Source organism: Corynebacterium sp. HMSC05E07, assembly GCF_001807225.1.
GTDB classification, from domain to species: Bacteria; Actinomycetota; Actinomycetes; order Mycobacteriales; family Mycobacteriaceae; genus Corynebacterium; species Corynebacterium singulare.
Genome location: NZ_KV788205.1, coordinates 17,880 through 43,628, shown reverse-complemented (window position 1 = coordinate 43,628; position 25,749 = coordinate 17,880). Strand labels below are relative to the sequence as shown.

Genomic DNA, 25,749 nt, shown 5'->3' with positions numbered 1-25,749 from the left:
AATCAACGCACTCTAAAACCGGAAGGGCCGGTAATCCTTATTTTAAGAGCATTACAGTGCAGAGTGGAACTATCAGGATTGAACTTCGTCGAGTTGAGATAGCAATGGTATTCCGCGAACCGCTGAGGTTAGCGTCATCATGGTGGCAATGAGCGCGATTGTTGAAATGAGTCCGAGTGTTGTTGAAGCTCCCCAGTGCTCAAATCCAAAGCCAGCGAGAAATGCTCCGAATGGCATGAGAAATATTCCAGGAATGGTAGAAGCTGTGGTTACTGCGCCCATTCGGTAGTCAGGGGTAATGGCGGCAGTAAAAGCCCCAATTGCAGTATTAAAAGACGCTAGGGGTAGACCCGCGATAAACAAAGCAATGATGGTGGCGACCGTATTGCTATGTAGTGTGGTAAGCACAATAAGGCTTATTGTGAAGGTAAGTAAAGCTATAGTGCCAAGTTTTCCTAGTGGTACAACCTCTGCTAGCTTGCTGGCCAAAAAAGAACCTACGATGACACCGGATCCAAAAGATGCTGAAATCAAACCGATAATGAATGCAGATTCTCCTGTAGCGCGGTATGAAAAAATCAGTACCAAGATAAAAGCTGACATTGGAATGTTGGCAACGGCTGCCACGAGAGTGATTGCGCGCAGCCCTGTGTGGCTAAATACAAAACGGAACCCATCAGTCGAGGACTTTAAAACAGAAACATTTGTGTCGTGTTCTTCGGGTAGCTGATTTGCTGACGCTGAATTAGGCTTTCGAGGAACGAGAGCGCAGGCGATGGCATGGAATGCTCCCTGGACAAAAAGAGCTAAGTGGGGGTTTAAACCGTAAAGAAGTCCGGCGCTCGGTCCGCCGAAAACTTCCGCAGTGGATTCACGTCCATGCGCGATAGCATTTGCTGTACCTAGATCGCTTGTAGGGACCATCTGCTTGATGAGACTTTGTTCGCTTGGTGCGTCGAATGCAGAGAGCGCGGAAGCGAGAACGATGCATAAAACTATGGGGAGTAACGGAAGATCACTAAAGGAGAGCATGAGAGCAATGCTGATCCAAATGATCGTTTGAGCGAGAGTAACTCGTTTTAGCACTACTGAGGGATGAAACTTATCTGTTAATGCACCGGCAAACAGGCTCAAAAGAATAAGCGAACCTGTTCCAAAAGCTGATACTGATCCTGCCAGTGTGGCGTTTTTGCTTATGTCAAAAATCAATAGTGGAACTATTACTGAAGCCATTGCATAACCAGTTTGGTTGAACGCCATTGTTCCGACTAAGCGGCGATAGCCAGGAATACTCATTAAGGTGGCCATTTCTTAGTCCTTTCATGAAGGCTAATGTTGGCAAGACGAGGGGAAATCAATGGAATATTGATTTGAATAGTCTGCAAGGTTTTGATGTAGAACTTTGCCCATAGATAAGTTGGTTCTTGAGACTAAGAACCTTAAGGCTTCGAGTGAAGCCAATGCACTGGCTATTGACACGATAGGTGCTATCGCAGCGTTAATTCCAAGAGGGGTTTCCTCATAGAGTCCAGAAATATTATTCTGTTGCAGCCGTTGTTTTTCACTTTCTCGAAGGCATCGGTAGCACCCTGTCGTTCCGGGGACAAAAGTCGCGCAAACCGCCATCGGCCCGGCGTAGCTGCAGTCAATCCAGGGCCTTTTGGTGGCTATTGCGGCTTCTGATACCCAATATGCCGATTCGGGTGGGTTGTCGATTGCTCTTATAACTAGATCTGCTTCCTTGAAAATGGGAATTAATTCCTCTACTCCTTCAATTTTTCGCTCGATCGTACGTACTGAGCAATCGCTATTTAACTCTCTAATCCTATTTTTGAGTTCATCAGTCTTTAATTTGCCGATAGATTTTTCCGAATAAGCAATTTGTCGATTCAGGTTGGACAACTCGACAGTGTCAAAATCAACGAGAGTTATTTTTCCTATTCCACTTGCGGCCATCTGTAACGCGATGCTAGATCCAATGCCTCCGGCCCCTAAAATGCAAATGCTCGACGAGCAGATAATTTCTTGAGGAGCCCATCGATCAAATTTCCCAAATCCGCCTAGCCATGAGTAGAGCGCAGTACTGCGAGAAAAACGAGTCTGTTGTTCTGGGGTTAAGTTGGGTTGAGAAATGGCCTCAATGTGTCCTAGCTGGATTAGCTTCTCGAGCAGAGTATGTGCATTAAAGGGAGAAATTCCCGTTTGCTTAGCGATCTGTTCGGTAGCTTCTTGCTGATTTAGGGTGCCGTTTAAAATTTTATTCAATTTTTGGAGATGGTGGTCTGGATCTTGGACATAGTGGCCGATTCCTGCCGTGTTTGATCCAACAACTGACCTGCCATCCCCTAGAGGCCTAACTTCATGGGCGGTCCGGAATGATATCAAGGACATTGTTCTCCTTAAAGTAAAAAAGGGGGCCCGAATGTATTCAGGTCCCCGTGGTTGTCTGATGTTTTATGCCTGTCCAACGCGGTGGGCTTCCATCAGATTCTGGGTGGAAATCACTTCAAAATCGAATGACATTGGCCTCCTCCTTTCATAAGTGAAGTTACAGACAAGGTAGCAGGGATCCAAAGCACAGTCAATGAAAAATATAATTTAAATCTCTAAGGGGTGAACGTAGGACATATATCATAATGTTTAAAAGGCATCTCATGTGAAGGTTGTCTGGGGTGGTGGTTTGTTGCTGTGACGTCTTTCGAGTTTCCAGGGTCACAGCTTTGACTATGGCCAACTTGCCCAATGATTGCGGTGGTTGAGTGGTGTTTTAGTGTTAGTGTTATGACGTTAAAACGCTAACGTTTGACTTCAGTGATGTCGGTAATCGGGGGGTTCGCATTCTCGATGAATTGTTAGCGGACATGAAAAGCTGACCGGAGGCGGACATAAAAAGTCCACCTATGGCCATGAGAAACTGACCAGTGGCGGACACCACGGGGGCAAGGCGTGTTCGAATGATTGAGTCGTCCTGTTGGAGTATGGTAAGCGAACTTATCCCCTCTGGTTCAGAGCCCTGTTGTGACGTCGATCTAGCGCTGGGATGCTCCTCGAGTTCGAACGACGATGACGTGGTGCATCAGCCGACCGATGGGAGCCGTGTTGTTCGGTGTCGGGCGCACCTGTGGCATGAGGTCCGTGAAGCTTGGCACATGTGATTTCACGGAACGTGCCGACGGCGCGGCCGCGTGCTGTGGTTGCCTTCGATAGGCACGAGGAACCCGGTGTTGGAGTCACCATCGGCGACGGCGGGGCCACAGACCTGACACCTCAACTTCACCCCTACTTCTTCTAGAAGACAATTGCTGCTGATTAGAGACGGAGTCAGGTCCGTCCATGCTTTTCGCTAGATGAGTCCGGTTAGACTCTTCTATCGAACATCGGATGAAGACCCCTTATTTTCCTACCCCCAATAAAAACTCCCCAAACCCCTAAATCCCGTGTCCGCCACTGGTCAGTTTTCATGTCCGCCAACATGAATTGAACCGCGTAGCCTTTGACGAAACTCGTCACTTACGGAATGGTGATGATGCGGATAAATTTAATGAGGGAAACTCAAAAAATCGGCTGGCACGAGTTGTTGAAGTAGAACTTCCAGGACCAGCGAATAGTGAACTGCGTAGTTTTGTTCGTAAGGCAGTTTCGTTAGCTCATTCGATAAAACACGCACCGAACTCATCGCGCCGTGAAGCTGGCATAATCGCTGATTCCGTAATCATGCTTGTCAATATTTTTCGGCGGATGTTTGAAAGCGTGTGATGGAACATTTAATTGAAAAGCGTTGGTGAGCAAATATCGTCGCGACATAGAGCGAAACGAGGTTAGTCCGAAAGGAAAGGGCCAGTTCGTACTTGAACTGGCCCTAATTGCTAGAGGCTACGCACTCGGGAATTCACCGGTTGCGCCCAGGCGCGCATCGGCGTCGAGAAGCATGGAGATTTCCGCGGCCTTGTCGGCGTCGACGAGGCCGTAGCCGTCAATCATCACCTTGGTGTCGGCGTGCGGCATGCGGCGGCCGTCGATGACCTCGAAGAGCGGCGCGCGGCCCAGCATGCCTGCCTCGAAGCGGGCGTGACCCGCGGCGAGGCGCTGCTCGGCACGCTCGCGCCAAGCAGCTGCAGCGTCAGTGCCGCGTTGCTGCTTGATGGCCTCCTCAAACACGCCCGGGTGCGCGTACACAATGAGCGCGCCGACGTGTCCGAAGCCGAGTGAGGTCAGCGCCGCTGCCTTCACACTGCGGCCCGCGGCTGCCAGATCCAGCGGCGAACGCAGCCACACCAGGTTTTTCGCCTTCGGTGCGATGAGCGGATCAACGCAGTCCAGCGACACGTTGGCCGGGATGCGCCCGGTGCGGAAGACGTCGATGATACCGCCGGTCTGGAAGAGCGCGGCGCCGGCTTTGGAGTGGCCGGTGAGCGTCTTTTGGGAGATGACAAACATCGGTTGATCCGCGTCGCGCCCGATGGCCGGCCACAGGATGGAGTGCAGCTCCGACTCGTTGGGATCGTTGGCGTTGGTGGAGGTGTCGTGCTTGGACAGGACGCTGACGTCGTTGGGTGTCAGGCTCAGTCCGCGCAGCGAGCGTGCGAGACGAGAGTTCTCGCGACCACGACCGGCGCCCAGGGCGCCGAGGCCCGGAGCCGGGATGGAGGTGTGGGCGCCGTCGCCGTAGGAAGCGGCGTGGGCGACCACGGCGAGCACAGGAAGGCCCAGCTCTTGCGCGAGGCTACCTCGCACAAGCAGGACGGTGCCGCCGCCCTCGCCCTCGAGGAATCCGCCGCGGCGGCGGTCGTTGGCGCGGGAGATGAAGCGCTTGTCGATGCCCTTCGCAGTCATCGCTGCGGTCTCTGCGGTGGCGTTCATATCGCCAAAGCCCTGCAGCGACTCGACCTGAACGTCGTCGATACCACCAGCGACCACGACGTCGGCTTTACCCAGCGCAATCTTGTCGACGCCCTCTTCAATCGAGACCGCCGCCGTCGCGCACGCGCCGATGGGGTGAATCATCGAGCCGTAGCCGCCGACCAGCGATTGCATGGTGTGCGCCGCGATGACGTTGGGTAGGGCTTCCTGCAGGATGTCGGAGGGGCGGTCCTCGCCCAAGAAGCGGGAAACGAAGACCTTGTGCAGGGACTCCATGCCGCCGATGCCGGTGCCCTGCGTGGTGGAAACCTGGCCTGGGTGGATGGACTGCAGCAGTTCAGCAGGGGAGAAGCCAGCCTGGATGAAGGCGTCGACGGCCGTGACCAGGTTCCAGACCGCCATGCGGTCGAGCGAGTCAAGCATGTGGTCCGGGATGCCCCAGCGGGCCGCGTCGAAGTTGTCCGGCATCTGCGCGGCCACGGTGCGGGTGAGCGTGGCCTTGCGCGGCACCTTTGCGGTGGCGCCCTTGCGGCGGGTGACCTCCCACTCGCCGTCAGCCTCGCGGATGCTGGTGAACTCTGGGTCGGCCTCGGCGATATCGCGGGCGGTGGCCTCGGAATCGACGGTGAAGGTGATGTCGCGGTCCAAGAACACCGTGGTCAGGTCGATGGAGCCACGGTCAACCAGGTGGTACTTATCGGTGAGCTCGCGGACGCCGGCGCGGGCCACGACCTCGTCGCGGAAGCGCTCGTAGATGTCCTCTTCCGCAATCTGTTCGTCAGTCTCGCCGACGAACCAGCCCGGCGCGGGCTCCTCGCGCCATGCAATGAGGCCGGTCATCCACGCGAGCTCGATGACACCGGCGGCGGTCAGCTCGGCGGAGCCGTCGCGCTGCAGGCCATACTCGGCCTCGAAGCGGGTGCGGCCGGAACCCCAGGAGCTCACCTCGCCGATACCGGCGATGACGACCATGTCGTCGAGGTCGGTGGTGATGTCGCCAAGTTCCTCAGCCAGCTGCGGCTGCACCGGGCGCGCCGGGGAAGGCAGTGCCTTGATGCGGGCGGTGGTGTCCTTGGCGGCACCCTCTGCAGCGGACTGCGCAGCAGGCTTCTCGACCTCTAGAGAAGTCAGCGAGAAGCCTTCGAGACCGCCGGTGAGGTCTGCCTCGATCGGGCGTTCGGTGGCGCGGGCGCGGGACTCGGCGGAAGCTAGGTCTAGCAGCTCAGAGGAAATTTCCTCCGGCGACCAGACGTGGATGCCGGCCTTCTGCGCGGCTGGAACGAGGACGTCGTTGCCGCCCATGAGGTGAGTGCCTGCGACCCAGCCGATCTTGGCTTGCGCAAGGGTGACGCCGGCAGGCCAACCAGCCTCGACGTTCCACTTGGCCAGGATGGCGTCGAGCGCGGCCTTGACTTCGCCATAAGCGCCGTCGCCGCCGAAGGTGCCGCGGTTGGGCGAGCCCGGCAGGACCACGTGGCACCGGGTGGGGCTCGGGGCCTTGACCGCGAGGTCAGAGAGGCCGCCGATGAGGCGCTCGACCGACCACAGCAGCAGGCGAGCCTGGGATTCCGTGGAGGAACCGGCGTCTGCGAGCGAGCCGGAAACAGATGGTGCCGCGAATGGGAATGCCAAGGTTGGGGTGAGCGCTGGCTTGAGAATCTTCACCTCGTTGCCCACGGATTCGCGCTGCTCGGAGCCGATCCACTCAACCAGGGAGTCCACGTCGCGGAAGCTGGTGAGGTTGGCTGGAACCAACCACAGGGCAGATCCCTGGCGGCCGTGCTCGGCGTAGAGGCGGCGGGCGAATTCCTTACGGGATTGGGTCACTCGCGATGCCGTCATGATGACGGTTGCGCCGCCTGCGAGGAGGCGCTCGACAAGCGCGGCGGCGATGGAGCCAGGAGCGGCACCGGTGACGAGGGCGACGTCGCCGGCGTAAGCGCCGTGTTCGGTGGACTCGGCGGCTGCTGCTATCTGCTCGAAGTAGGCAGAGTCGACGGCGGTGTTGCCCGAGCGTGCCCACCAACGGGCCTGTTCAGCCACGGTGGCGCCGGCGCCCTGGAAGGCGGCTGGCTGCGCGCGCTCGTCGTCGGCATCGATCTCACCGAGTGCTACGCGGGCGAGGCGCTCGCGGGCGATGGCCCAGGCGTCGTCGAAAAGCACGGCGTGTGCCGCGTCGAAAGAAGGGGTGACGGACTTGAGCCAGCCGGAACCGAGCTCGGCCTCGACGGCCTCGATGACCTCGGTGTCTGGGGCGGTGGCCTCGGCAGGCTCGGCGACGTGGCCGAGCTGGGTGAGGACCTGGCGGGCCACGGTGGCGAGTACGCCGTTCTCACCGGTCACGGTCTCGGCGTAGGCCTCGAGGGCGGCGGAATCCACGACCCCGCCGGAGGCTCCACCTGCGCCAGTGTCCTTGGAGACACTGGCGCCGTGCGCATTGGCGACGCCCTGGACGGCGGCGTCGATAAGCTCGTGCGCCGCGGACTTGCTGGTGGCGCTGGACGGAACCGTGTTCAGGCTGCCGCCGCGGACGGAATCCTCGTCGCGGGAGCCGAGCAGGATTTCGGCCTCGACGTGGGCGACCCAAGACTCGGGCAGGCCCCAGGTGCCGGTGACGTACTCGGCCACCGCGGCGGGCTTGAGGCCCGCAGCACCGAGCAGCTGGCGCAGGCGTGCGGTGACGGCCTCGCCAAGGACGCTGCCGAAAGGCGCGTAGCCAGGGGCGGCGGCGTTGACCTTCTCGCGCAGCGAGGCGACGTCGGCGTCTGCGGCGCCGTCGATTGCAGGCACGCCGATCTCAGCGGACATGTCCATCAGGAGCTGGTTGCGGCGCGAGGACACGCCGTTGGTCAGCTCCTCCACGGTGTCGGAGTCCATAATCTGATCCACGCGAATCTTGTTTTGGAAGGCGAAGAGCACCATGATGGCCTCGGCGGCGCCGAAGCGCAGTTCGGGGGCGTCGCTCGCAGCTGACGCGGTAGGTGCAGGAGTTGGTGCAGTCGGAGCTGCCTCAGCCGGAACCTCGGCTGGTGCCTCGTTGGCTTGCGGTGCCTCCTCGGCGTCGGCTTCCGGTGCCGGTTCGGCGGCGGGGGCCTCGGAGACGTCGGCAAGCATGACCTGCTCCTGGTCTCGCTCCACATTGAGCACGCGGATGGTGCCCTCCGGGATGCCGGCGACGGCCAGCGAGCGGGTGGCCAGGTTGGTCAGCGTCGGGGAAGAAGCCAAGCCGACCTCGATGATCTGCTCGACCTTGCCAAAGAGGAGCTCCTGGGTCTCAATCCAGCGCACAGGCGAAGCGAACTGCCAGGACAGTAGCTCGATGAGCAGCAGGCGGGCGAGCTCGTGCTCGGAAAGATCCTCCACCTTCAGCCCGTCCAGCTTGCCGGAGGGAGCCAGCGGTGCCACGGCGTCGACGAAGTCTTGGGTGAGCTCGAAGGGGCGGGCCACCAGGTTCGGGATATAGCGGCCTACCAGGGCATCGAGGTCCAGCTCCTGCGGCAGCAGCTCATCGAGCTTCTCAGCGAAGGCCGGCACGCCCTCGCGCAGCACACGGGAGTGGAAAGGAACATCAATCCCCGGGACCATAACGGCTGCGCGCGGGGCGATGGCATTGGCCTTGTCTACCAGGGCCTTGAGTCCCTTCTTGGTGCCGGCAACGGAGTACTGCTGGCCGCGGATGTTGTAGTTCACGATCTCTAGGAACTCGCTGGTAGTCTCAGCGAGCTCAGCGACCCAGGCATCGACGTTGTCCGCATCAATGCCCGCCATGTTCGGGCGCAGTGCCGCCATGGCGTATTCGGAGTTACCTTCTTCGTCGCGCGGCACCAGGCTGCCCATGGCGGAGCCGCGGGAGTAAACGATGTCAATAACGCCCTCGAGGTCAAAGATATTCGCCAGCGAGGCCAGCGCGGTGTATTCGCCCAGGGAGTGGCCGGCGAAGTAGGAGGTCGGCGCCAGTGTGTCCTCGGCGCGCAGGCGCTCGGTCTGGGCATAGGCCACCACGGCCAGGGCCACCTGCGTGAACTGGGTCAGGTGCAGCACGCCCTTCGGGTGACGGAAGGTAGTACCCCGAACGGTGAGTTCCGTGGGGTTCTCATCGATGATCTTCTGGATGCTAAAGCCCAGGTTCTCGCGGGTATGCGCATCGGCACGGCGCCAGGCCTCGCGAGCTGCCGGGGAAGCGTGGCGGTCACCCTTGCCCATACCTTCGGTCTGGATGCCCTGGCCGGGGTAGACGTAGGCCGTGGTTGGCGCGGCGAGCAGGGCCTGGCCGCGGGAGACTACCTCGCCGTCGATGCGGCAGGTGACCTCGAGTGCTTGGCGGATGCCTTTGCGGCCGACGCGCTCGACGGTGATCTCAATGTCATCACCCAGCTGCACCATTCCATACATGGAGTAGGTCCAGCCCACCACGCGGCCGTGACGCCCGGCCACCTGCTGGGCGGCGGCCGAGAGCCACATGCCGTGCACCAGAGGTGCGTCCAAGTTGACCAACTGGGCCGCGTTATAGGAGGTGTGGATGGGGTTGTAGTCGCCCGAAACCAGCGCAAATGGCGTCATATCCTGCGGGGCAGTCACGGTAGCGCGGTCGACAAAGGAGCGTGGGGTAGCCACCACCTTGGTGGCGGACTTACCCCCGCCCCATTCCGGCGCGGGCTTCGGTGCCGCGGTGCCGGTGGCGCGCCCACGGATGGCAAAGCGGTGCATCTGCGTGGCTACGATGTCACCAGAGGCGTGATCCGTGAGTTCCAGCTCCACGGTGACGATGCGCCCGGAGGCGGATTCCTCCACGGCGGTGCAGGAGGAGGTGACGTCTATCTGGCGGCCGTCGGCAAGCTGCTCTAGTGGCACGCGCACGTCGATGACGTGGTCCAAATGCACCGCGTTGAGCAGGCCTTCGATGACCGGGTAGCCGTCCATCAAACGCCCGGAGCCGAGTGCCGCATAGATGGCCGGCCAGCAGGGGCCGACAAGTACATCTGGGGTACCAGCCTTGTCCGCCGCAGAATTTCCACAGGTTACCGCACTGTGTGCTGACAGCAGTGAAGCAGGAAAGTGGAAGGAGTAGCCCGATTCCACAGACGGCATGTCCGTGATCTCGTCGCCCTGCTCGGCTGTGGAACCCACACCGGCCAGGCCTTCGAGGAGGGCAAAGACGGAATCTGGCAGACGTTCTTCTGAAACCACCGGGGAGCCACCCGTGGCCACGTCCTCGGGGAGGTCCACCGGAACGGTGACTTCACGGACGTAGAAGGGGCGCTGTTCCTCAGGGAGGTCATCCCAATACGAGTCCGCCGTGATGACGATGTCCCAGTTGCCGTCGGCATCCTGGCGCAGGTCGAAGGCATTCTCATCCATCTCATAAGCCGGGTTGGCCATGAGGTGGCCGTGCCACAGCAGTGAGGGGGCGCTGCGCAGGAACGCGGCCGCATCGGCAGCGGAGTTGAGGCGGGAAAACGCCTTCTGCGGTGTTGAGCCCTGCTTCAGCAGCGCATCCGTGGTGGCTTGCTCGAAGCGGGTAAGAAGGTCAGCGACCGGCTCGTTCTTCTTGGTGATGCCCGCCACGGCGACGGGGCCTGGGATGATGCGCACCTGGTCAGCGGTATAGCGCTCATCCTGGGCTTGCCACAAGGTGTCTTTGCCAAACCAGCTCTTGAGGTCGCCATCAATGGCGGGTACCCATGGCATGGGTTTGACGTGCTTGTAGTGCAGCGAAATCCACCAGGCAGCATCGCGTGCAGAGACCTCAGTGGAGCGCGCGGCGGGGTAAGCCTCCAGCAGCTTTGCCACGGCCGCAGGGCCATCGTGGACGTCTTCACCGCTGGTGAAGAGGGTCTCAATCTGGCCGTGATCCGCTGGGTTCAGGCGGGCCTCGACGCGGTGCAAGAGATCGAGGAAACGGTCGTCCCAGCTCGGGTCCACAAACGGATGTGCCAGCTCCACGAAACGCTCGAGCCATTCGGCATACGTCATGGACTCTACGTCACCAAAGTAGGGCTTACAGGTCTTGTCCAGTGCGGCGATGATCTCCTCGCGGTGCGTCGCATACTCGTCAATGCTGAGTGCCGTGATGAGGCGCGAGGCGGCAGCGAAGGAATTATCCAGGTCGTGGATATCTGCCAAGAGGTGGGACTGCGAGGATGCCACGCCGTTCGCGCCGGTGCCGCGGCCGACCCATCCGCCGTTCTTGGAAGGCGAAATGCCTTCCGTGTTGACCAGCAGGTCCTTGACGGAATCCGTGGCCTTGGCCTCCTTGGTGGCCATGGCGACGGTGCCGAGGAAGACGGCGTCGACAGGCATGGCCGGCATAGCGTGCTTTTTAGCCCACTCACCGGTGAGATAGGAGGTGGCGCGGTCCGGGGAGGCAATACCGCCGCCCACAGCCAGATAGACAGTGGGGTGCTGGCGGATCTCACCGTAGGTCTCCAGCAGCATGTCATCGAGGTTCACCCAGGAGTGGTGGCCGCCGGCGTGCCCGTCCTCAACCTGCATGATGATGCGGTCCTCCGGGTAGGCCGTGGCGATCGCCAGAACATCCCGAATCTGCTTCGCGGTGCCGGGCTTGAAAGAGATGAAGGGGAAACCATCGGCGTGGAGGCGGTCCAGCAATTCGCCAGCTTCCTCCACTTCCGGAATGCCGGCGGAGATACACACGCCGTTGAATGGCGCACCAGCCGCACGGGACCTGGGCACGATGCGCGCTTGGCCAAAGTGCAGGTTCCACAGGAAGCGGTCGAAGAACATGGTGTTGAACTGCGCCGTGCGGCCAGGGCGCAGGTGCTGTTCCATCGTGGCCAGGTGGGCGCGGAAGACCTCCTCGGAGTACATGCCGCCACCGGCCATCTCCGTCCAGTGTCCGGCGTTGGCTGCCGCGGCGACGATCTCACCGTCAGCGGAGGTTGGAGTCATGCCGCCCAGCATGATGGGGGAAAGGCCCGTGAGATCAGAGAAGCGGGTCTGAGTGTAGGTGCGGCCATTCGGAAGCTCGATGGTGCGCGGAGCGAAGTCGGCGTAGTTCAGGGCCTCGGGCAGTTCAGTGCCCGGCGTTGCCAGTGCATTGAGCTCCCGCGGGGTAGCAGCCGAGATCACCGTGACACCCGTGCCCTCCACCACACGGCGGGTGAGGTTGGTCAGCGCGCGGTCAAGAACGATGAGGTGCTCGGAGCTGAGTGCGTCCAGCGTGGCTGGCCAATCATGTTCCGCGACGAGGATGGCCTCTGCCTGCGCGCGGGCCTCATCCACGTCGAGGCCGCACTTCTGAGCCAAGGCTACGGTGCGCTCAGCCGCTGGGGCGAGCACCGGGTTATGGAAGGGAAGAGCTACGGGCAGCTCATCAAAGCGAGGGCTAAGCTCATCGCCGCCGATGGTGCGCTTGTCCAGCTCATCATTGAAGCTTTTTACTGCTTCTTCGATGGCGGTGCGGGTGGCAGCCAGGTCTTCGGGGCTGCCGGAAAGCGCAAAGTGGCGCCGGCCGTTGACCACGGCGATGGCAGCGGTGCCGTGCAGGTGTTCAGTGACAAAGCTGCGCTCCAGCCCCCGCACGGACAGCATCTGCGAGCGGGGATCGGTACCGTTTACCGCCGTCGAGGCTGTGCCCATCAGGATTGCCAGGGCGAGGGCTTCCACAGGCTTGTCGACGGCCAACGCGCCCAAGCTGCCCTGCGAATGTCCAGCGCGTTCATCGATGTCGATGCCGAGGTCGCGCAGCTGTTCGATGGCAGCAATCTGGCCGAGCACGATGCCCGGGATGGAGACGGCTGGCAGCACATCGCCGAGCTCGCGGTCAGCCTTCCCGCCGATCAACTGCTTCAGGCGTTCCGCCGCACCAGGGCCGGAGGAGGACACCGTGCGGGCCACTGGGGCAATGAGCGTGCGAGCCTGGGAGAGAACCTCCTGCAGGCGTTGCGCAGTAGCTGGGGTTTGCGTGGCGGAGGCGATGATGCTTTGCCATTCAGAGCCCTGACCCGCGAAAAGGACAGCTGGGTGGGACATAGAATGCAGCGGAGTTATAGGCATTTTTCCTCTTTGTGCTGGTCGGGGATAGGTGTCTGACTAGATCTTGGGCATTAGTTTCCCAAACATAACTAATCATGATGACGCCACCGTAGTCGAAGGGTGTTGAAAACAGGGTCTCCCGCGCGCAAAATGTGAGGTTTTTCTCACGTTTGATGCGGGGGTGGGGGCACTCTCGTGATTCTCGCCGAGCGAAGGTGCCTAACCTTTTGTATTCTTGGCGGCACTGCAGCAGCTCGGGGGGATGCGCACGGGGTACTCATCACCAGCTCGCTCAGTATGCACGTACTACACAAGATTCTAGGGGGGACAATGTCTCAAACCGCACCTCAAAAACCGGCTAAAACTCCAGCTGTGCTCAGCGCTAGGCGCGTGAGGAAGGTCATGGAAAGGCTGGCTGGCACGCTAGAGAAAAACGAAATGGGCTTGCCCACAGTTCGGATTCCGGGTGGCTACATGAGTATTGACGTCAACGAAGAAATGGGCGGCCTTGCCATTCTTGGGTTTTGGGGCGGCTCGGTGCGCTTCGACCCAGACCGACAGCCCTTGCGTATGGACGTCAACGACTTCAATGGTGGAGGGATCTCTGGCAACGTCGTCGCTGAGGCCTGTGGGAGCTCCGCACAGCATTCGCATCTGCGCGTTTATGCCGCGCCGTATTTGCCGTCGACGGCCACGAATTCTCAGCTTAAGAGCATTATTTCTGGATACGCTAAGTCACTCTCGGCAGTCTTTGCGCGATTCGATGAGCACTTTCCGGACGAACCCTCCAGGCCCATGCGTGGTGCGGGGCTTAAGCCGGTTCCCGCGCATTATTTCAGTGAAGTCTACGAGGTTTCAGCAGTCGGGCTGTGGCGCGTGCACCAACGCGCTACGCGCTTGGCCATGATCGGGCACCCAGTCCACGTTGTGAACCATGGCGACGGCACGGTGAGCATCATTATTGATGACCACACCATCACCGTGCAGGCAGCGCAGGACGGCTCAGACGATATTGAACTGCGGCTAGTGACGCCCTCTGGGCGTTGTATGTGTGATTTCGATGCGCTTGTGCGCTGGGCCGAGTTCAAAAATGACGTCCAGTATGCGTACTCCGCGCGTATTGAGGCTGTGCATCATGATGCAGAAGAGGATCTGGTTTTCGTTGCCGCTGCTCGCATTCCCACCGCGTGGGGCTATACGGATGCGCAGCTGGACCACCAGTTGAGCACCTTGGTGAGCCAGTTGATCTGGGCTGGGGAGGAGTTCTACACAACCTTCAACCCAGATCGCTTCAAGCGTTACGTTGATCGCGCTGCTTAAGCCTTGGCGTGTTCTTCAATGAGCGCCATGAGATCCTTCTGCACCTCGCGGCGGCGGACTTTGCCTAGCTGGTCCGACGCCAAGTGCTCGAAGTGGTAGAACCTGCGTGGAACCTTATAGCGGGTAAGGCGCTCGCGGCAGTAGTCCTTGAGGCCTTCGGGGTCGAGCACGGCGCCGTCGTTAAGCACAATGCAGCCCACCACGTCCTCAGAACCGTCTGCGCGGGGCAGACCTACGACAGCCACGGCGTTCACGTCCGGGTGCTGACGGATGACGTCCTCGACCTCAGCCGGGTAGATATTGAAGCCGCCGGTAATAATCATCTCCTTGATGCGGGAGACAATCTTGATGAAGCCATCAGACTCCATAATCGCCATATCACCGGTGCGGTACCAGCCGTCGTGGAAGGCATTCTCGGTGGCTTCCGGCATGTTGAAATAGCCCTTGAACACCTGCGGGCCGCGCACGAGCAGCTCACCCGCGGTGCCGTCCGGCTGGGTTTCATCGAGGTTATCTGGGTTGCCGATGCGCACCTCGGTATCCGGGAACGGAATACCAATGTAGCCAGGGCGGCGGTTCGTGTTGAGCGGATTCACCGTCACGATAGGTGAGGTCTCCGTCAAGCCATAACCTTCCACGAGGAGGCCGCCGGTGAGCGCCTCCCACTCTTCGACGATTTCAGGCGGCAGGGCAGCAGCACCAGAGAGGCTGTTCTCGATGCCATGTAGGTCGATTCCTTCCTTCTTGGCGGCTTCCATGACCTTGGCATAGATGGTGGGCACGCCCGGCATCCAGGTGGGGCGGCGCTTCTTCATGATCTCCAGCAGCAGAGGAATCTTCGGTGCCGGCGTGAGCACGAGCTCGCCACCAATCTGCACGCCCAGAGCGGCGATCAGGGTGAGGCCGTAGACGTGGAAGAGAGGCAGAGCCGCCAGCATGCGTTCAGGCTTGTCACCCAGGGACGGAACCCACGACTCTGCCATCTTCATGTTGCAGTAGAGGTTGGAATGCGTCAGCTCCGCGCCCTTCGGTGTGCCGGTGGTGCCTGACGTGTACAGGATGAGCGCGGTGTCGTTGAGATCGACGTCCGCGTTGACCAGCTTGTGGCCGTGTCCGCCGATGGCGCGGCCGGTGAGGGCGCTCCATGGCACGGTATTGGGTGCTGGGACGGAGAGCTCCTCCCGCTTGTCCTTGATAAAAGGAATAGGCAAGCGCAAGAGCACCTGCTTTCGACGTGGCATGGCGTCAATCATGTTGACCGTCACGATAGTCTCCAACGGGGTGGAATCGCGCAGCTTCTCGAAGGTCGGGCTCGACTTGTCCCAGACCACAGCCACGCGGGCAGCGTGGTCCTTGAAGAGCGGCTCCAACTCCGGCGCGGTGTACAGCGGGTTGTGCTCCACCACGGTGGCACCCAGCTTCAAGATGGCGTAAAAAACGGCCACGTGCTGCGGACAGTTGGGCAGTGCCACCGCCACGCGGTCACCCGGGCGAATGCCGAAAGCCTTGAGTCCTGCCGCTGCGGCGCGCACGTGGGTATCGAGCTCGCGGTAAGTCATCTGGTGGCCGAAGAACCACGTGGCTGGTCGGTCGCCATAAGTCTCAACGGTCTCTTGATAGGAGTCGAGGAGAGTCTTGTCGCCGTAGTCCAAATGGGGCTTGGTCCATTCCGGGTAATACTGCAGCCAGGCCTTGGTCTCGTAGGCGGATGGTGCGTGGGCAGAGGATTCGGTCATGCGCGCGAACTCCTTAGGTGGTCAAATATGTTACGTGTGGAACAGTATAACTAATTTGTGACAGGAGTCTCGCAAAACTTTGCAAAGTTGCTTCTAATAACTAAAAGTATGTGCTCGGGACCCTGGTAGGCAGGGATGGGGAGGAGAAACCTGGAAAACGCACACGTCTGGCCAGAACCGTGGCTGTTGATAGGGCTTTCGCCCGTAAGCCAGGTCCTGGCCAGACGTGAGGGGAGTGGAGCTTATTTCTCTGCTTCAAGGCGCTCAAGCAGATCCGCTTGGACCTCGCGGCGGCGGATCTTGCCCAGCTGGTCGGTGGCGAGGTGCTCGAAGTGGTAGAAAGTGCGCGGAACCTTGTAGCGGGTAAGGCGCTCGCGGCAGTAGTCCTTGAGACCTTCGGGATCCATAGCGGCACCGTCTGACAAGATGATGCAGGCTACAACATCTTCGGAGCCATCCGAGCGCGGGCGGCCCACGACGGCTGCCTCCGTGACGTCGGGGTGAGAGAGCAGGACTTCCTCAACCTCGCCTGGGTAGACGTTGAAGCCACCGGTAATGATGATTTCCTTGATGCGGCTTACCAGTCGGATGAAGCCGTCGTCCTCCATGACGCCCATGTCTCCGGTGCGGAACCAGTCACCGTGGAAGGCATTCTTGGTGGCTTCCTCATCGCCGAAGTAGCCCTTGAACACCTGCGGTCCGCGGGCCAAAACTTCGCCCTCCTGGCCATCCGGCATGGTTTCGTCAAGGTTATCCGGATTAGCGATGCGGACTTCGGTATCCGGGAACGGGATGCCCACATAGCCGGGACGGCGGTCGGAGCTCATGGGGTTGCCCACGATGATCGGAGAACACTCGGTGAGACCATAGCCCTCTACCAGCATGCCGCCGGTGTACTTTTCCCATTTCTCCACTGTGCTGACCGGCAGGGTGGATGCACCGGAGAAGGCTGCGCGGACGCCGTCAAGGGAGACACCATCTTCCTCGGCCGTAGCCACGATGCGCTCGTAGAGGGTCGGCACACCCGGAATCCAGGTTGGGGTGTGCTTCTTCATGAGCTGCATGATGAGGGGCATCTGTGGGCTCGGCAGGAGAACGAGCTCGCTGGCGATGAGCGGCGCCAAGGTGGCATTCATGGTGAGGCCGTAGGCGTGGAAGAACGGCAGGGCCGCAAGCATACGCTCCGGGGAGTCGCCCAAGCCCGGAACCCAATGCTTGCCCATGAGCAGGTTGGAGAACAAGTTACCGTGAGTCAGCTCCGCACCTTTGGGCTTACCCGTGGTGCCCGAGGTGTACAGGATAATCGCGGTGGTGTCCTTGGTGACTTCTTCCGGGGAGAGGACGTCGGAGCCATCGCCGCCGATAGCGTTGCCCACAAGGGACTCCCACGGCACGGTGTTTGGGGCCGGCGCGGTGAGCTGCTCGCGCTTGGCCTTCAGCGGCGGAATAGGCAGACGCAGGGCCAGGCGCTGTGGGGTGGGCATGGCGTTAATCATGTTGATGGAGACGACGGTCTCCAGGCTCGTCGTCGCGCGCAGCTTTTCCAAGGTCGACGCTGTCTTGTCCCAGGAAATGGCGATGCGCGCGCCGTGGTTCTGGAACAGGCCCTCGAGCTCGTGCGCGGTGTAGAGCGGGTTGTGGAGTACGGCGATGGCACCCAGCTTGAGCACGGCCCAGAAGGACGCGATGAACTGCGGGCAGTTCGGGGCGACGATAGCCACGCGGTCACCTGGGCGTACGCCGAAGGCGCGAAGACCGGCGGCGGCACGGCGCACCTGCTTATCCAGCTCCGCATAGGTCTGTGTGCGGCCGAAGAAGTAGGTGGCGGGTTTGTCGGGGTTGAGTGCGAGGTTGTTGTCGTAGACGTCGAGAAGCGTGGTGTCCCCATATTCCAGGGTGTGCGGGGTCCACTCTGGGTAGTACTGCAGCCACGCTTTGGACTCTGATGCCGACATTCCTTCACCTTTCGGTCACGAAACTCAAGTTGGGGGCCAGTATAACTCTCTCTGATTCGGGATACACTGGATGACTATGCGCATCGCGATGATTTCTATGCACACCTCACCCCTTGAGCAGCCCGGATCAGGGGATGCCGGTGGCATGAATGTGTACGTCCTCAATACAGCCCGTCAGCTTGCGCGCCTTGGCGTCACCGTGGATGTTTTCACGCGCGCCACACGCCCGAGTCAGGGTGAGGTGGTGGACGTCGAGGAGCGCCTGCGCGTTATCAACATTGTGGCTGGCCCGTATGAGGGGCTGAGCAAGGAGGAACTGCCCACTCAGCTCGCCGCCTTTACCGGTGGAATCTTCAATTTTGCTCGCTGCTTCAACGTGGACTATGACGTCATCCACTCCCATTATTGGCTTTCCGGGCAAGTGGGTTGGCTGCTGCGGGACCTGTGGGATGTGCCCCTCGTGCATACTGCGCACACCCTGGCCGCGGTAAAGAACGTGCACCGCACTCTCGATGACACCCCGGAGACCGAAGCTCGCCGCATTTGCGAGCAGCAGCTCGTGGACAACGCTGACATCCTCGTGGTCAACACCGCACAAGAGACGCGCGACTTGGTGGAGCACTACGATGCGTCGCCGGAGAATATCGTCGTTGTTTCCCCTGGTGCAGACACAGAGCTGTACACGCCGGGCACCGATCGCATGACGGAGCGTGCCCGCCGCCAGTTGGGCATTCCACTCCACACCAAGGTCGTGGCCTTTGTGGGGCGCCTGCAAAAGTTCAAGGGGCCGGAGGTTCTCATTCGCGCCACGGCTGAGCTCATGGAACGCGATCCGGATCGTAGCCTCCGCGTCATCATTTGCGGCGGAGCTTCTGGGGCGAATTCCTCGCCGGAGATCTACCATAATTTGGCCCGCGATCTGGGGGTCGAGCGGGTTGTCCGCTTCCTTCACCCGCGCCCGCCGCAGGAGCTCGTTGCCATCTATCAAGCAGCGGACATTGTGGCGGTGCCCAGCTACAACGAGTCTTTTGGCCTCGTGGCCATGGAAGCGCAGGCCTCGGGAACGCCCGTGGTTGCGGCTGCGGTCGGCGGCCTGCCCATCGCTGTTGCAGACGGCGACACCGGTCTCCTTGTCCATTCCCATTCGGCGCCGGACTGGGCTGACGCTCTGGAGCAGTTGCTTGATGACGACCCCCGTCGCATCGCCATGGGTGAAGCCGCCGTCGACCATGCCCAGCAGTTCAGCTGGGCTGCCGCCGCGACCCAACTAGAAAACATCTATGCCGACGCGATGAGTATTGAGATTCCGGACTGCCATACGCGCCGAGCAATTGGCTACTAAACCCACACAAGTGGGCGCAAACCCACACCCAGGGGTAGTGTGCCTGGGTTCACAGGCGCAATGCCCGCAAACGTGGCATGCTGGTGTTTATGAGTAACGGAAAGCTGATTCTACTTCGACACGGACAGTCCGAATGGAACGAGTCCAACCAGTTCACCGGTTGGGTTGACGTCAACCTCACCGCCAAGGGTGAGAGCGAGGCTAAGCGCGGCGGCGAGCTGCTCAAGGAGCAGGGCATCCTGCCGGAGGTTGTTTACACCTCTCTTCTCCGCCGTGCCATCCGCACCGCTAACATCGCACTCAACGCCGCAGATCGCCACTGGATTCCGGTTGTGCGTGACTGGCGCCTCAACGAGCGTCACTACGGCGCCCTGCAGGGCCTCAACAAGGCAGAGACTAAAGATAAGTACGGTGAGGAGCAGTTCATGGCTTGGCGCCGCTCCTACGGCACCCCGCCGCCGGAGCTTGAGGATGGCTCCGAATACTCCCAGGCCGGCGACCCGCGCTACGCCAACCTCGATGAGGTTCCGCGTACTGAGTGCCTCAAGGACGTCGTCGAGCGCTTTGTACCTTACTTCGAGGAGGAAATCCTCCCCCGTGCCAAGAAGGGCGAGACCGTCCTCATTGCCGCGCACGGCAACTCCCTGCGCGCTTTGGTCAAGCACCTCGACAACATTTCTGAGGACGACATTGCCGGCCTCAACATTCCGACGGGTATCCCGCTGGTCTACGAGATTGCTGAGGACGGCTCTGTGGTGAACCCAGGCGGCAACTACCTCGATCCGGAGGCAGCCGCTGCTGGCGCCGCCGCGGTTGCTGCTCAGGGCGCGAAGCAGTAGTCCTGCTTTCGCGCACTGCGCATAATCCCCAGGGAGCCTATACTCCTTGGGGATTTCTTTGAGGTGTGAATCGTCGTGGAACTGATACTCGCTTTCCTAGCCGGTGTGGTGGCCTGTGGCCTAGCCATACCGGTGATAACCCGTATCCGCGAGCGGCTGGAGCGCCGCCGCGCCCGCGACGCTGATTCCAACCAGGTCACCAGTGTGAGCCAAGTTCTTCACCTTGCCGTGGGTGGTTCACCAGCGGGTATCACCGTGTTGTCCCGCAGCAAAGAAATCATTTTTTCCAACCCTTCCGCACACGAGATGTCGATGGTCCATGATCGTGCTGTGAACCCGGATATTTGGTCCGTTGCTCAGGAGGTCTTCGACGATAAGGAGACCCGCACGCTGGACTTGGCGATTCCTAAGCGTCGCACCGGAAACCGCGTGACTCAGGTGCGTGCCGTGGTCAAACCGCTGACGCTGAACGACGACCGATTCGTCATCGTGTACGGCACCGATGAATCCGAATCGGTGCGTATGGAATCCGCTCGCCGTGACTTTGTGGCCAATGTCTCCCACGAGCTTAAGACACCCGTCGGTGGTATCGCTCTGCTGGCGGAAGCACTCCTCCAAGACACCGGCGACCCCGACCATGTCGAGTATTTCGGCAGCAAGGTTCAGAAGGAAGCCGCGCGCATGGCGGACATGGTGAGTGAGCTCATCTCGCTATCCAAGCTGCAAGGTGCAGAGGCCCTTCCGGAAATGAAGCCGGTCGATCTTGATGACATCATCGATGAGGCGATGACGCGCAACCAGCTTGCCGCGGACGCCCATAACAATCAGCTCACGCGCGGTGAATCCGTCGGAGTGCAGGTTATGGCAGATAAATCCCTGCTGGTCACAGCCGTTTCCAACCTCATCTCTAATGCCATTCACTACTCTCCTGATGAGATGCCGGTGTCAGTCACCCAGAAGGTCGTGAGTGGAAACGTTGTCCTCATTCGCGTTACCGACCGCGGTATCGGCATTGCCCCGGAGGACCAGGAGCGCGTGTTTGAGCGCTTCTTCCGCGTGGATAAGGCGCGCTCTCGCCAGACCGGCGGAACCGGACTGGGACTGGCCATTGTCAAGCACGTCGTGGCGAATCATGGCGGCAACATTAAGCTGTGGTCCCGGCCGGGAACAGGCTCGACGTTCACAATCGAGCTCCCTATATACACCGAAGAAAAGCCAGCGGATAGTGTAGAAAATCAGGATAATAAAGAAGACGGAGCCGTCAGCTCCGCCGCTCCTGGTCTGCAGCGCGCTGTTGCGCGTGTCGCCGCCCGTCGAAAGGATAAAGCTCAATGACCACCATCCTCATCGTCGAAGATGAAGAGTCGCTGGCCGATCCCCTCGCCTTTCTGCTCCGTAAGGAGGGCTTCGACGTTCTCCTAGCCCCAGACGGCCCCAGCGCGTTGGAGCAGTTCGCCGCAAACACCGTGGACATTGTGTTGCTCGATCTCATGCTTCCAGGCATGTCGGGTACGGACGTCTGCAAGCAGCTGCGCGCCACCTCCTCGGTGCCGGTCATCATGGTCACCGCGCGTGACTCTGAGATCGACAAGGTTGTGGGTCTCGAACTGGGTGCGGATGACTATGTGACCAAGCCCTATTCCTCCCGTGAGCTTATCGCTCGCATCCGTGCGGTGCTGCGCCGTGGTGGCGAGGTCAGCTCGGAGGGCAGCGAGGAAGAGCCGGATGACCAGGTACTGGAGGGCGGTCGCGTGCGCATGGATGTGGAGCGCCACACCGTGCTTGTCGACGGTCACCCGGTCTCCATGCCCCTCAAGGAGTTCGACCTCCTTGAATATCTCCTACGCAACGCCGGTCGCGTCCTCACCCGCGGCCAGCTCATTGACCGCATTTGGGGCGCGGACTATGTCGGCGACACCAAGACTCTCGACGTCCACGTCAAGCGCCTGCGCTCCAAGATTGAGTCCGAGCCTTCCCACCCCAAGCACCTTGTGACCGTGCGCGGCTTGGGCTACAAGTTCGAGGCCTAAACCGCTCCTGAGTTCCCGCCGGATTCATCCGCAGGGTGCCGCGGGAATGTCACTCCGGAGCGTGCCCGTGCCTCACAATGACGGGCCAGGATGTCATAGGATTCCTCGCCCAGCAGGGCAATGAGCTCCGTCTTCTGTGACTTCCACAGCGGCTCGTCTGCCGTGTGGCAGGACGGGTCGGCCGAGCAATACCAATCGAAGTCCTCTCCGCCATTGCCCCATCCGCGGCGATCGTATTCACCGATGGTGGTGCGCAGAATCTCTTCACCATCGGGGCGCTCTTCGTAGTCTTCGTGGCGGCGAATCGGCACCTGCCAACACACCTCAGGTTTGACTACGGTGAGCTCTTCTCCAGCATCGAGAGCCCACTGGTGGATGGCGCAGCCGGTGCCGGTGGGCCAGCCGGCGCGGTTGGCGAAGATACAGGCGCCGTCGACAAGCGGCGTCTTGAGCGCTGGTTCTGGCTCGCCATCGTCTCCGTCGAGTTCGTCCCATTCCAACCACGGCTCCAGTTCTTCTGGTTGGCCGTTCTTCAGATACTCGTCGACATCCGCTGGGCGGTGCTGCCAGTAGCGTGCGGGCATGCGGGAGACGGCGTCGGCAAGCTGCTCCCGATCCGTCTCGTCGGCCATGTACGCGCCATGCACACAGCAACCGACGTCGGGCTGCTGCTTATCGATGCCGTGGCACGCCGCCGTTCCAAATTGGCAGGCGTAGTGTGACTCGAGCCAGGTCAGATCGATGGAATAAACGTGCAACGGATCCTCGGGATCGGTGAACTCAAACCATTCACGCGGAAAGTCAGGGGCCTTTTCGCGGCCCGCAAGGATGGACGTGGCGGCGGGGGAGGAGGCGGGAAAACCCAGGTAAACCTCATTTGATTTTGGGCGATTCACACCTACCCACGGTAGACCTACTACTCTAGGGGTGTGCGATTAGGTGTGTTAGACGTCGGAAGTAATACCGTCCACCTCGTTGCGGTCGATGCCGCAACCGGTGGCCGCCCCACCCCGATGAGTGACTGGAAGACTCCACTGCGTCTGGTGGAACAGCTCGACAAGAAGGGCAACATCCACGAGAAGGGCTTGAAAAAGCTCATCTCCGCCGTGGGTGAAGCCAATGAGCTGGGCCAGAAGCTCGGTTGTGATGAGTTCATGGCTTTTGCGACCTCTGCGGTGCGCTCAGCCCCCAACTCGGCCGAGGTCCTCGATGAGGTGGAGAAGCAGACCGGCGTCCGCTTGGAAATCCTCTCCGGCGAAGAAGAGGCACGCCTGACGTTCCTGGCGGTGCGTCGTTGGTATGGCTGGTCCGCTGGTCGCATCACCAATCTCGACATCGGTGGCGGCTCCCTAGAGCTGTCCACTGGCACGGACGAGCATCCGGAGCTCGCTTTCTCCCTCGATTTGGGAGCTGGCCGCCTGACCCATAACTGGTTCGACACTGATCCGCCGGAGAAGGCAAAGGTAAACCTGCTTCGTGATTACATCGATGCGGAGCTGGTCAGCGTTGCCGATCAGATGCGCGCTCTCGGCCCCTCGGGCCTGGGCGTGGGAACCTCCAAAACCTTCCGTACGCTGGCCCGACTTACCGGTTCCGCGCCTTCTTCTGCAGGGCCGTACGTCAAGCGCACCCTCACCGCACCGGGTCTGCGTCAGCTCATTTCTTTCATCTCTCGTATGACTGCAGCTGACAGGGCAGACCTTGAGGGTGTAAGTTCTACCCGATCGCACCAAATCGTCGCGGGCGCTCTTGTGGCCGAGGCGAGCATGCGTGCCCTGGGCATCGAGAAGCTGGAGATTTGCCCATGGGCTCTCCGTGAAGGTGTTATTCTGCGCCGTACCGATAAGGGACTGGAATAGGAAAGAAACGTGGCTGACGAGAAACAGTTGACAGTTGCGGAGCTGCTGGCCCGTAACGCGAAGAACCACTCCGATGGAGAGAAGAGCTCGCGCCGCCGTCGCCGCAGCCTTGATGAAGGCGGCATCTCCGTTGCGGAATTAACCGGCAACCTCGAGAAGGTCAAGGCGGCCCCGGCGGAGTCGAAGCACTCCAACGTCTCCATCGACGAGACTGCTCCCGTCATTCCCGCTCCGACCAAGGACACCGACAAGCCGCAGGCCGCCGCTGTCCGCGTCGAGAGACCGGACACTTCTGTTAAGGAGGAAGCGGCCGAGAAGCCTGACAAGTCCGAGAAGGCCGATAAGCCGTCCGACGAGGACACCCGCGTTATCCAGCGCGTGAAGGACGAGCCCGCGAAGAAGGGTGAGGACACGACGGTCGACAAGGCCGTTGCCGCGCCCGTAGTCGCACCGGAGGATGAGACCACCGCGACGGGTGAGCTTGAAGCCATCGACCACGATCATGACGATTACGACGATGAGCATGACGAGGACTACGAGGAGGAGAAGCTCAATCCCTTCGCCGTCGTCCTGCTCGCCCTCGTGGGCATTGTGTTGGGGGCAGTCGTGTTCAAGGGCTTCGAAATCCTCTGGGATCGCTTCGACCGCCTTGTAGTCGTGGTGTTGGGCGTCGTCGTTACCGGCGTAATCGTTGGCATTGTGCATGCACTGCGCACCAGCCGTGACGGTCTGTCCATGTTCCTCGCGGCCGTGGCCGGGCTCGTGCTGACCTTCGGCCCGCTACTCGTGGTGATGTAAGCACCTGTTCCACAGGGCATCTTTTAAAAGGCATCTGCTGGGATGTTGTGCGCTTACTTGGTGGCCGCGCCCTCGCCTTTCTGGCACCCTGGGAAGCATGACAAAAATTGCAGTACTTGGTGGAGGACAAATCGGCGAGGCCCTGGTGTCGGGGTTGGTGAACGCGGGCTATGATGCCGCAGACATCGTGGTGACCAACCGCCGTCCGGAGCGTGGCGAGGAGCTGCAGAGCGCCTATGGTGTGGCCGTCACCAGTGACAACGCCAAGGCCATTGACAGCGCGGACTACATTTTTGCCTGCGTCAAGCCCTACGCCATTGTCGAGCTCCTTGAGGGCCTCGACATCTCAACGGACGCCGTTCTCGTGTCCATGGCGGCCGGCCTCACCCTGGACACTCTGGAGAAGGCCGCCGGCAACGGCGTGCCAGTCGTTCGCGTCATGCCGAACACTCCGATGTTGGTGGGCAAGGGCATGTGCACGTGTGCGGAGGGACAGCACGTGAGCGAGGGGCAGCTAGGGGGCGTCGTCAAGCTGCTTGAGGCCGTCGGTGAGGTTGCTGTCATCGAGGAGAAGCACATCGACGCCGCAACCGCCCTGGCTGGCTCCGCGCCGGCTTACTACTTCCTTGTCACCGAAGCGCTTATCGACGCCGGCGTACAGCTCGGCCTCACCCGTGACGTCGCCGAGCAGCTCGCAACCCGCACCGCCCAGGGCGCGGGCACGATGATGGCGGAATCTGGCAAGGATCCCGTCGCCCTGCGTGCAGGGGTTACCTCCCCGGGGGGAACCACTGCGGCTGCCCTCCGTGAGCTTGAAGAGTCCGGTCTTCGAGGCGCCTTCTTCCGTGCTGCTGAAGCATGTGCCCAGCGTGCGCAGGAACTTGCCTGAGTTTGCCGCCTCACCTGAAAATAATGTGACACCTGTTGTCCGGCGAGTTTCTGGGGAACAGCGTTGCGAATGTGGAAAAAATTGGCACTTGGGTCGCATTAGTCACAGGTTTCACGCTAAGCTGGC

14 protein-coding genes are annotated in these 25,749 nt (G+C 60.6%); 8 read left to right on the top strand and 6 right to left on the bottom strand.

Annotated features, from left to right (window positions below; translation table 11 throughout):
* Nucleotides 1–72: 72 nt before the first annotated feature.
* From HMPREF3149_RS12875 to HMPREF3149_RS01780, 3 genes are all read right to left on the bottom strand, one after another.
* On the bottom strand, nucleotides 73–1,308 hold the full coding sequence (locus HMPREF3149_RS12875) for an MFS transporter (protein WP_083280740.1): 1,236 nt from the start codon (nucleotides 1,306–1,308) through the stop codon (nucleotides 73–75).
* A gap of 21 nt (nucleotides 1,309–1,329) precedes the next feature.
* Nucleotides 1,330–2,391, bottom strand: coding sequence for a HesA/MoeB/ThiF family protein (locus HMPREF3149_RS12870; protein ID WP_083280739.1), 1,062 nt, complete (start codon nucleotides 2,389–2,391; stop codon nucleotides 1,330–1,332).
* A gap of 1,482 nt (nucleotides 2,392–3,873) precedes the next feature.
* Nucleotides 3,874–12,876, bottom strand: coding sequence for a type I polyketide synthase (locus HMPREF3149_RS01780; protein WP_070536153.1), 9,003 nt, complete (start codon nucleotides 12,874–12,876; stop codon nucleotides 3,874–3,876).
* A 381-nt stretch (nucleotides 12,877–13,257) separates the two neighbouring features.
* Between HMPREF3149_RS01780 and HMPREF3149_RS01775 the strand changes: the two genes are divergently transcribed.
* Nucleotides 13,258–14,175, top strand: coding sequence for a hypothetical protein (locus HMPREF3149_RS01775; protein ID WP_042529106.1), 918 nt, complete (start codon nucleotides 13,258–13,260; stop codon nucleotides 14,173–14,175).
* Here the strand turns inward: HMPREF3149_RS01775 and HMPREF3149_RS01770 are convergent.
* Nucleotides 14,172–15,911, bottom strand: a complete 1,740-nt coding sequence (locus tag HMPREF3149_RS01770) for a long-chain-fatty-acid--CoA ligase (RefSeq protein WP_070536150.1) — start codon at nucleotides 15,909–15,911, stop codon at nucleotides 14,172–14,174. The two genes, HMPREF3149_RS01775 and HMPREF3149_RS01770, sit on opposite strands and share 4 nt — an antisense overlap.
* A 242-nt stretch (nucleotides 15,912–16,153) precedes the next feature.
* A complete protein-coding gene (locus HMPREF3149_RS01765; protein WP_070536148.1) occupies nucleotides 16,154–17,866 on the bottom strand; it encodes a long-chain-fatty-acid--CoA ligase in 1,713 nt (570 codons plus the stop codon).
* A 76-nt stretch (nucleotides 17,867–17,942) separates the two neighbouring features.
* Here HMPREF3149_RS01765 and mshA point away from each other — a divergent pair, with 76 nt between their 5' ends.
* From mshA to HMPREF3149_RS01745, 4 genes are all read left to right on the top strand, one after another.
* Nucleotides 17,943–19,208 carry a D-inositol-3-phosphate glycosyltransferase gene (gene mshA / locus HMPREF3149_RS01760; protein ID WP_070536156.1) on the top strand — a complete coding sequence of 422 codons (1,266 nt, stop codon included), beginning with the start codon at nucleotides 17,943–17,945 and terminating at the stop codon, nucleotides 19,206–19,208.
* Nucleotides 19,209–19,297: 89 nt separating this feature from the next.
* Entirely contained in the window at nucleotides 19,298–20,047 is a 750-nt protein-coding gene (locus HMPREF3149_RS01755; RefSeq protein ID WP_070536155.1) for a phosphoglyceromutase, read from the top strand.
* 75 nt (nucleotides 20,048–20,122) lie between these two features.
* Entirely contained in the window at nucleotides 20,123–21,382 is a 1,260-nt protein-coding gene (locus tag HMPREF3149_RS01750) for a sensor histidine kinase (protein WP_210385391.1), read from the top strand.
* Nucleotides 21,379–22,077 (top strand): response regulator transcription factor, encoded by a 699-nt coding sequence (locus tag HMPREF3149_RS01745; RefSeq protein ID WP_070536142.1) that lies wholly within the window; start codon nucleotides 21,379–21,381, stop codon nucleotides 22,075–22,077. Before HMPREF3149_RS01750 ends, HMPREF3149_RS01745 begins: the two co-directional genes overlap by 4 nt.
* Here HMPREF3149_RS01745 and HMPREF3149_RS01740 read toward each other — a convergent pair.
* Nucleotides 22,074–22,973, bottom strand: a complete 900-nt coding sequence (locus HMPREF3149_RS01740) for a DUF3109 family protein (protein WP_042529117.1) — start codon at nucleotides 22,971–22,973, stop codon at nucleotides 22,074–22,076. The genes HMPREF3149_RS01745 and HMPREF3149_RS01740 overlap by 4 nt on opposite strands.
* A gap of 33 nt (nucleotides 22,974–23,006) precedes the next feature.
* Between HMPREF3149_RS01740 and HMPREF3149_RS01735 the strand changes: the two genes are divergently transcribed.
* The 3 genes from HMPREF3149_RS01735 (at nucleotide 23,007) to proC (ending at nucleotide 25,623) form a co-directional block, all read left to right on the top strand.
* Nucleotides 23,007–23,936, top strand: coding sequence for a Ppx/GppA family phosphatase (locus tag HMPREF3149_RS01735; RefSeq protein ID WP_083280738.1), 930 nt, complete (start codon nucleotides 23,007–23,009; stop codon nucleotides 23,934–23,936).
* Nucleotides 23,937–23,945: 9 nt separating this feature from the next.
* Nucleotides 23,946–24,734, top strand: coding sequence for a hypothetical protein (locus HMPREF3149_RS01730; RefSeq protein ID WP_042529119.1), 789 nt, complete (start codon nucleotides 23,946–23,948; stop codon nucleotides 24,732–24,734).
* A 97-nt stretch (nucleotides 24,735–24,831) separates the two neighbouring features.
* Complete coding sequence (proC, locus tag HMPREF3149_RS01725; protein WP_070536139.1) at nucleotides 24,832–25,623, top strand: pyrroline-5-carboxylate reductase; 792 nt, start codon at nucleotides 24,832–24,834, stop codon at nucleotides 25,621–25,623.
* Nucleotides 25,624–25,749: the final 126 nt, after the last annotated feature.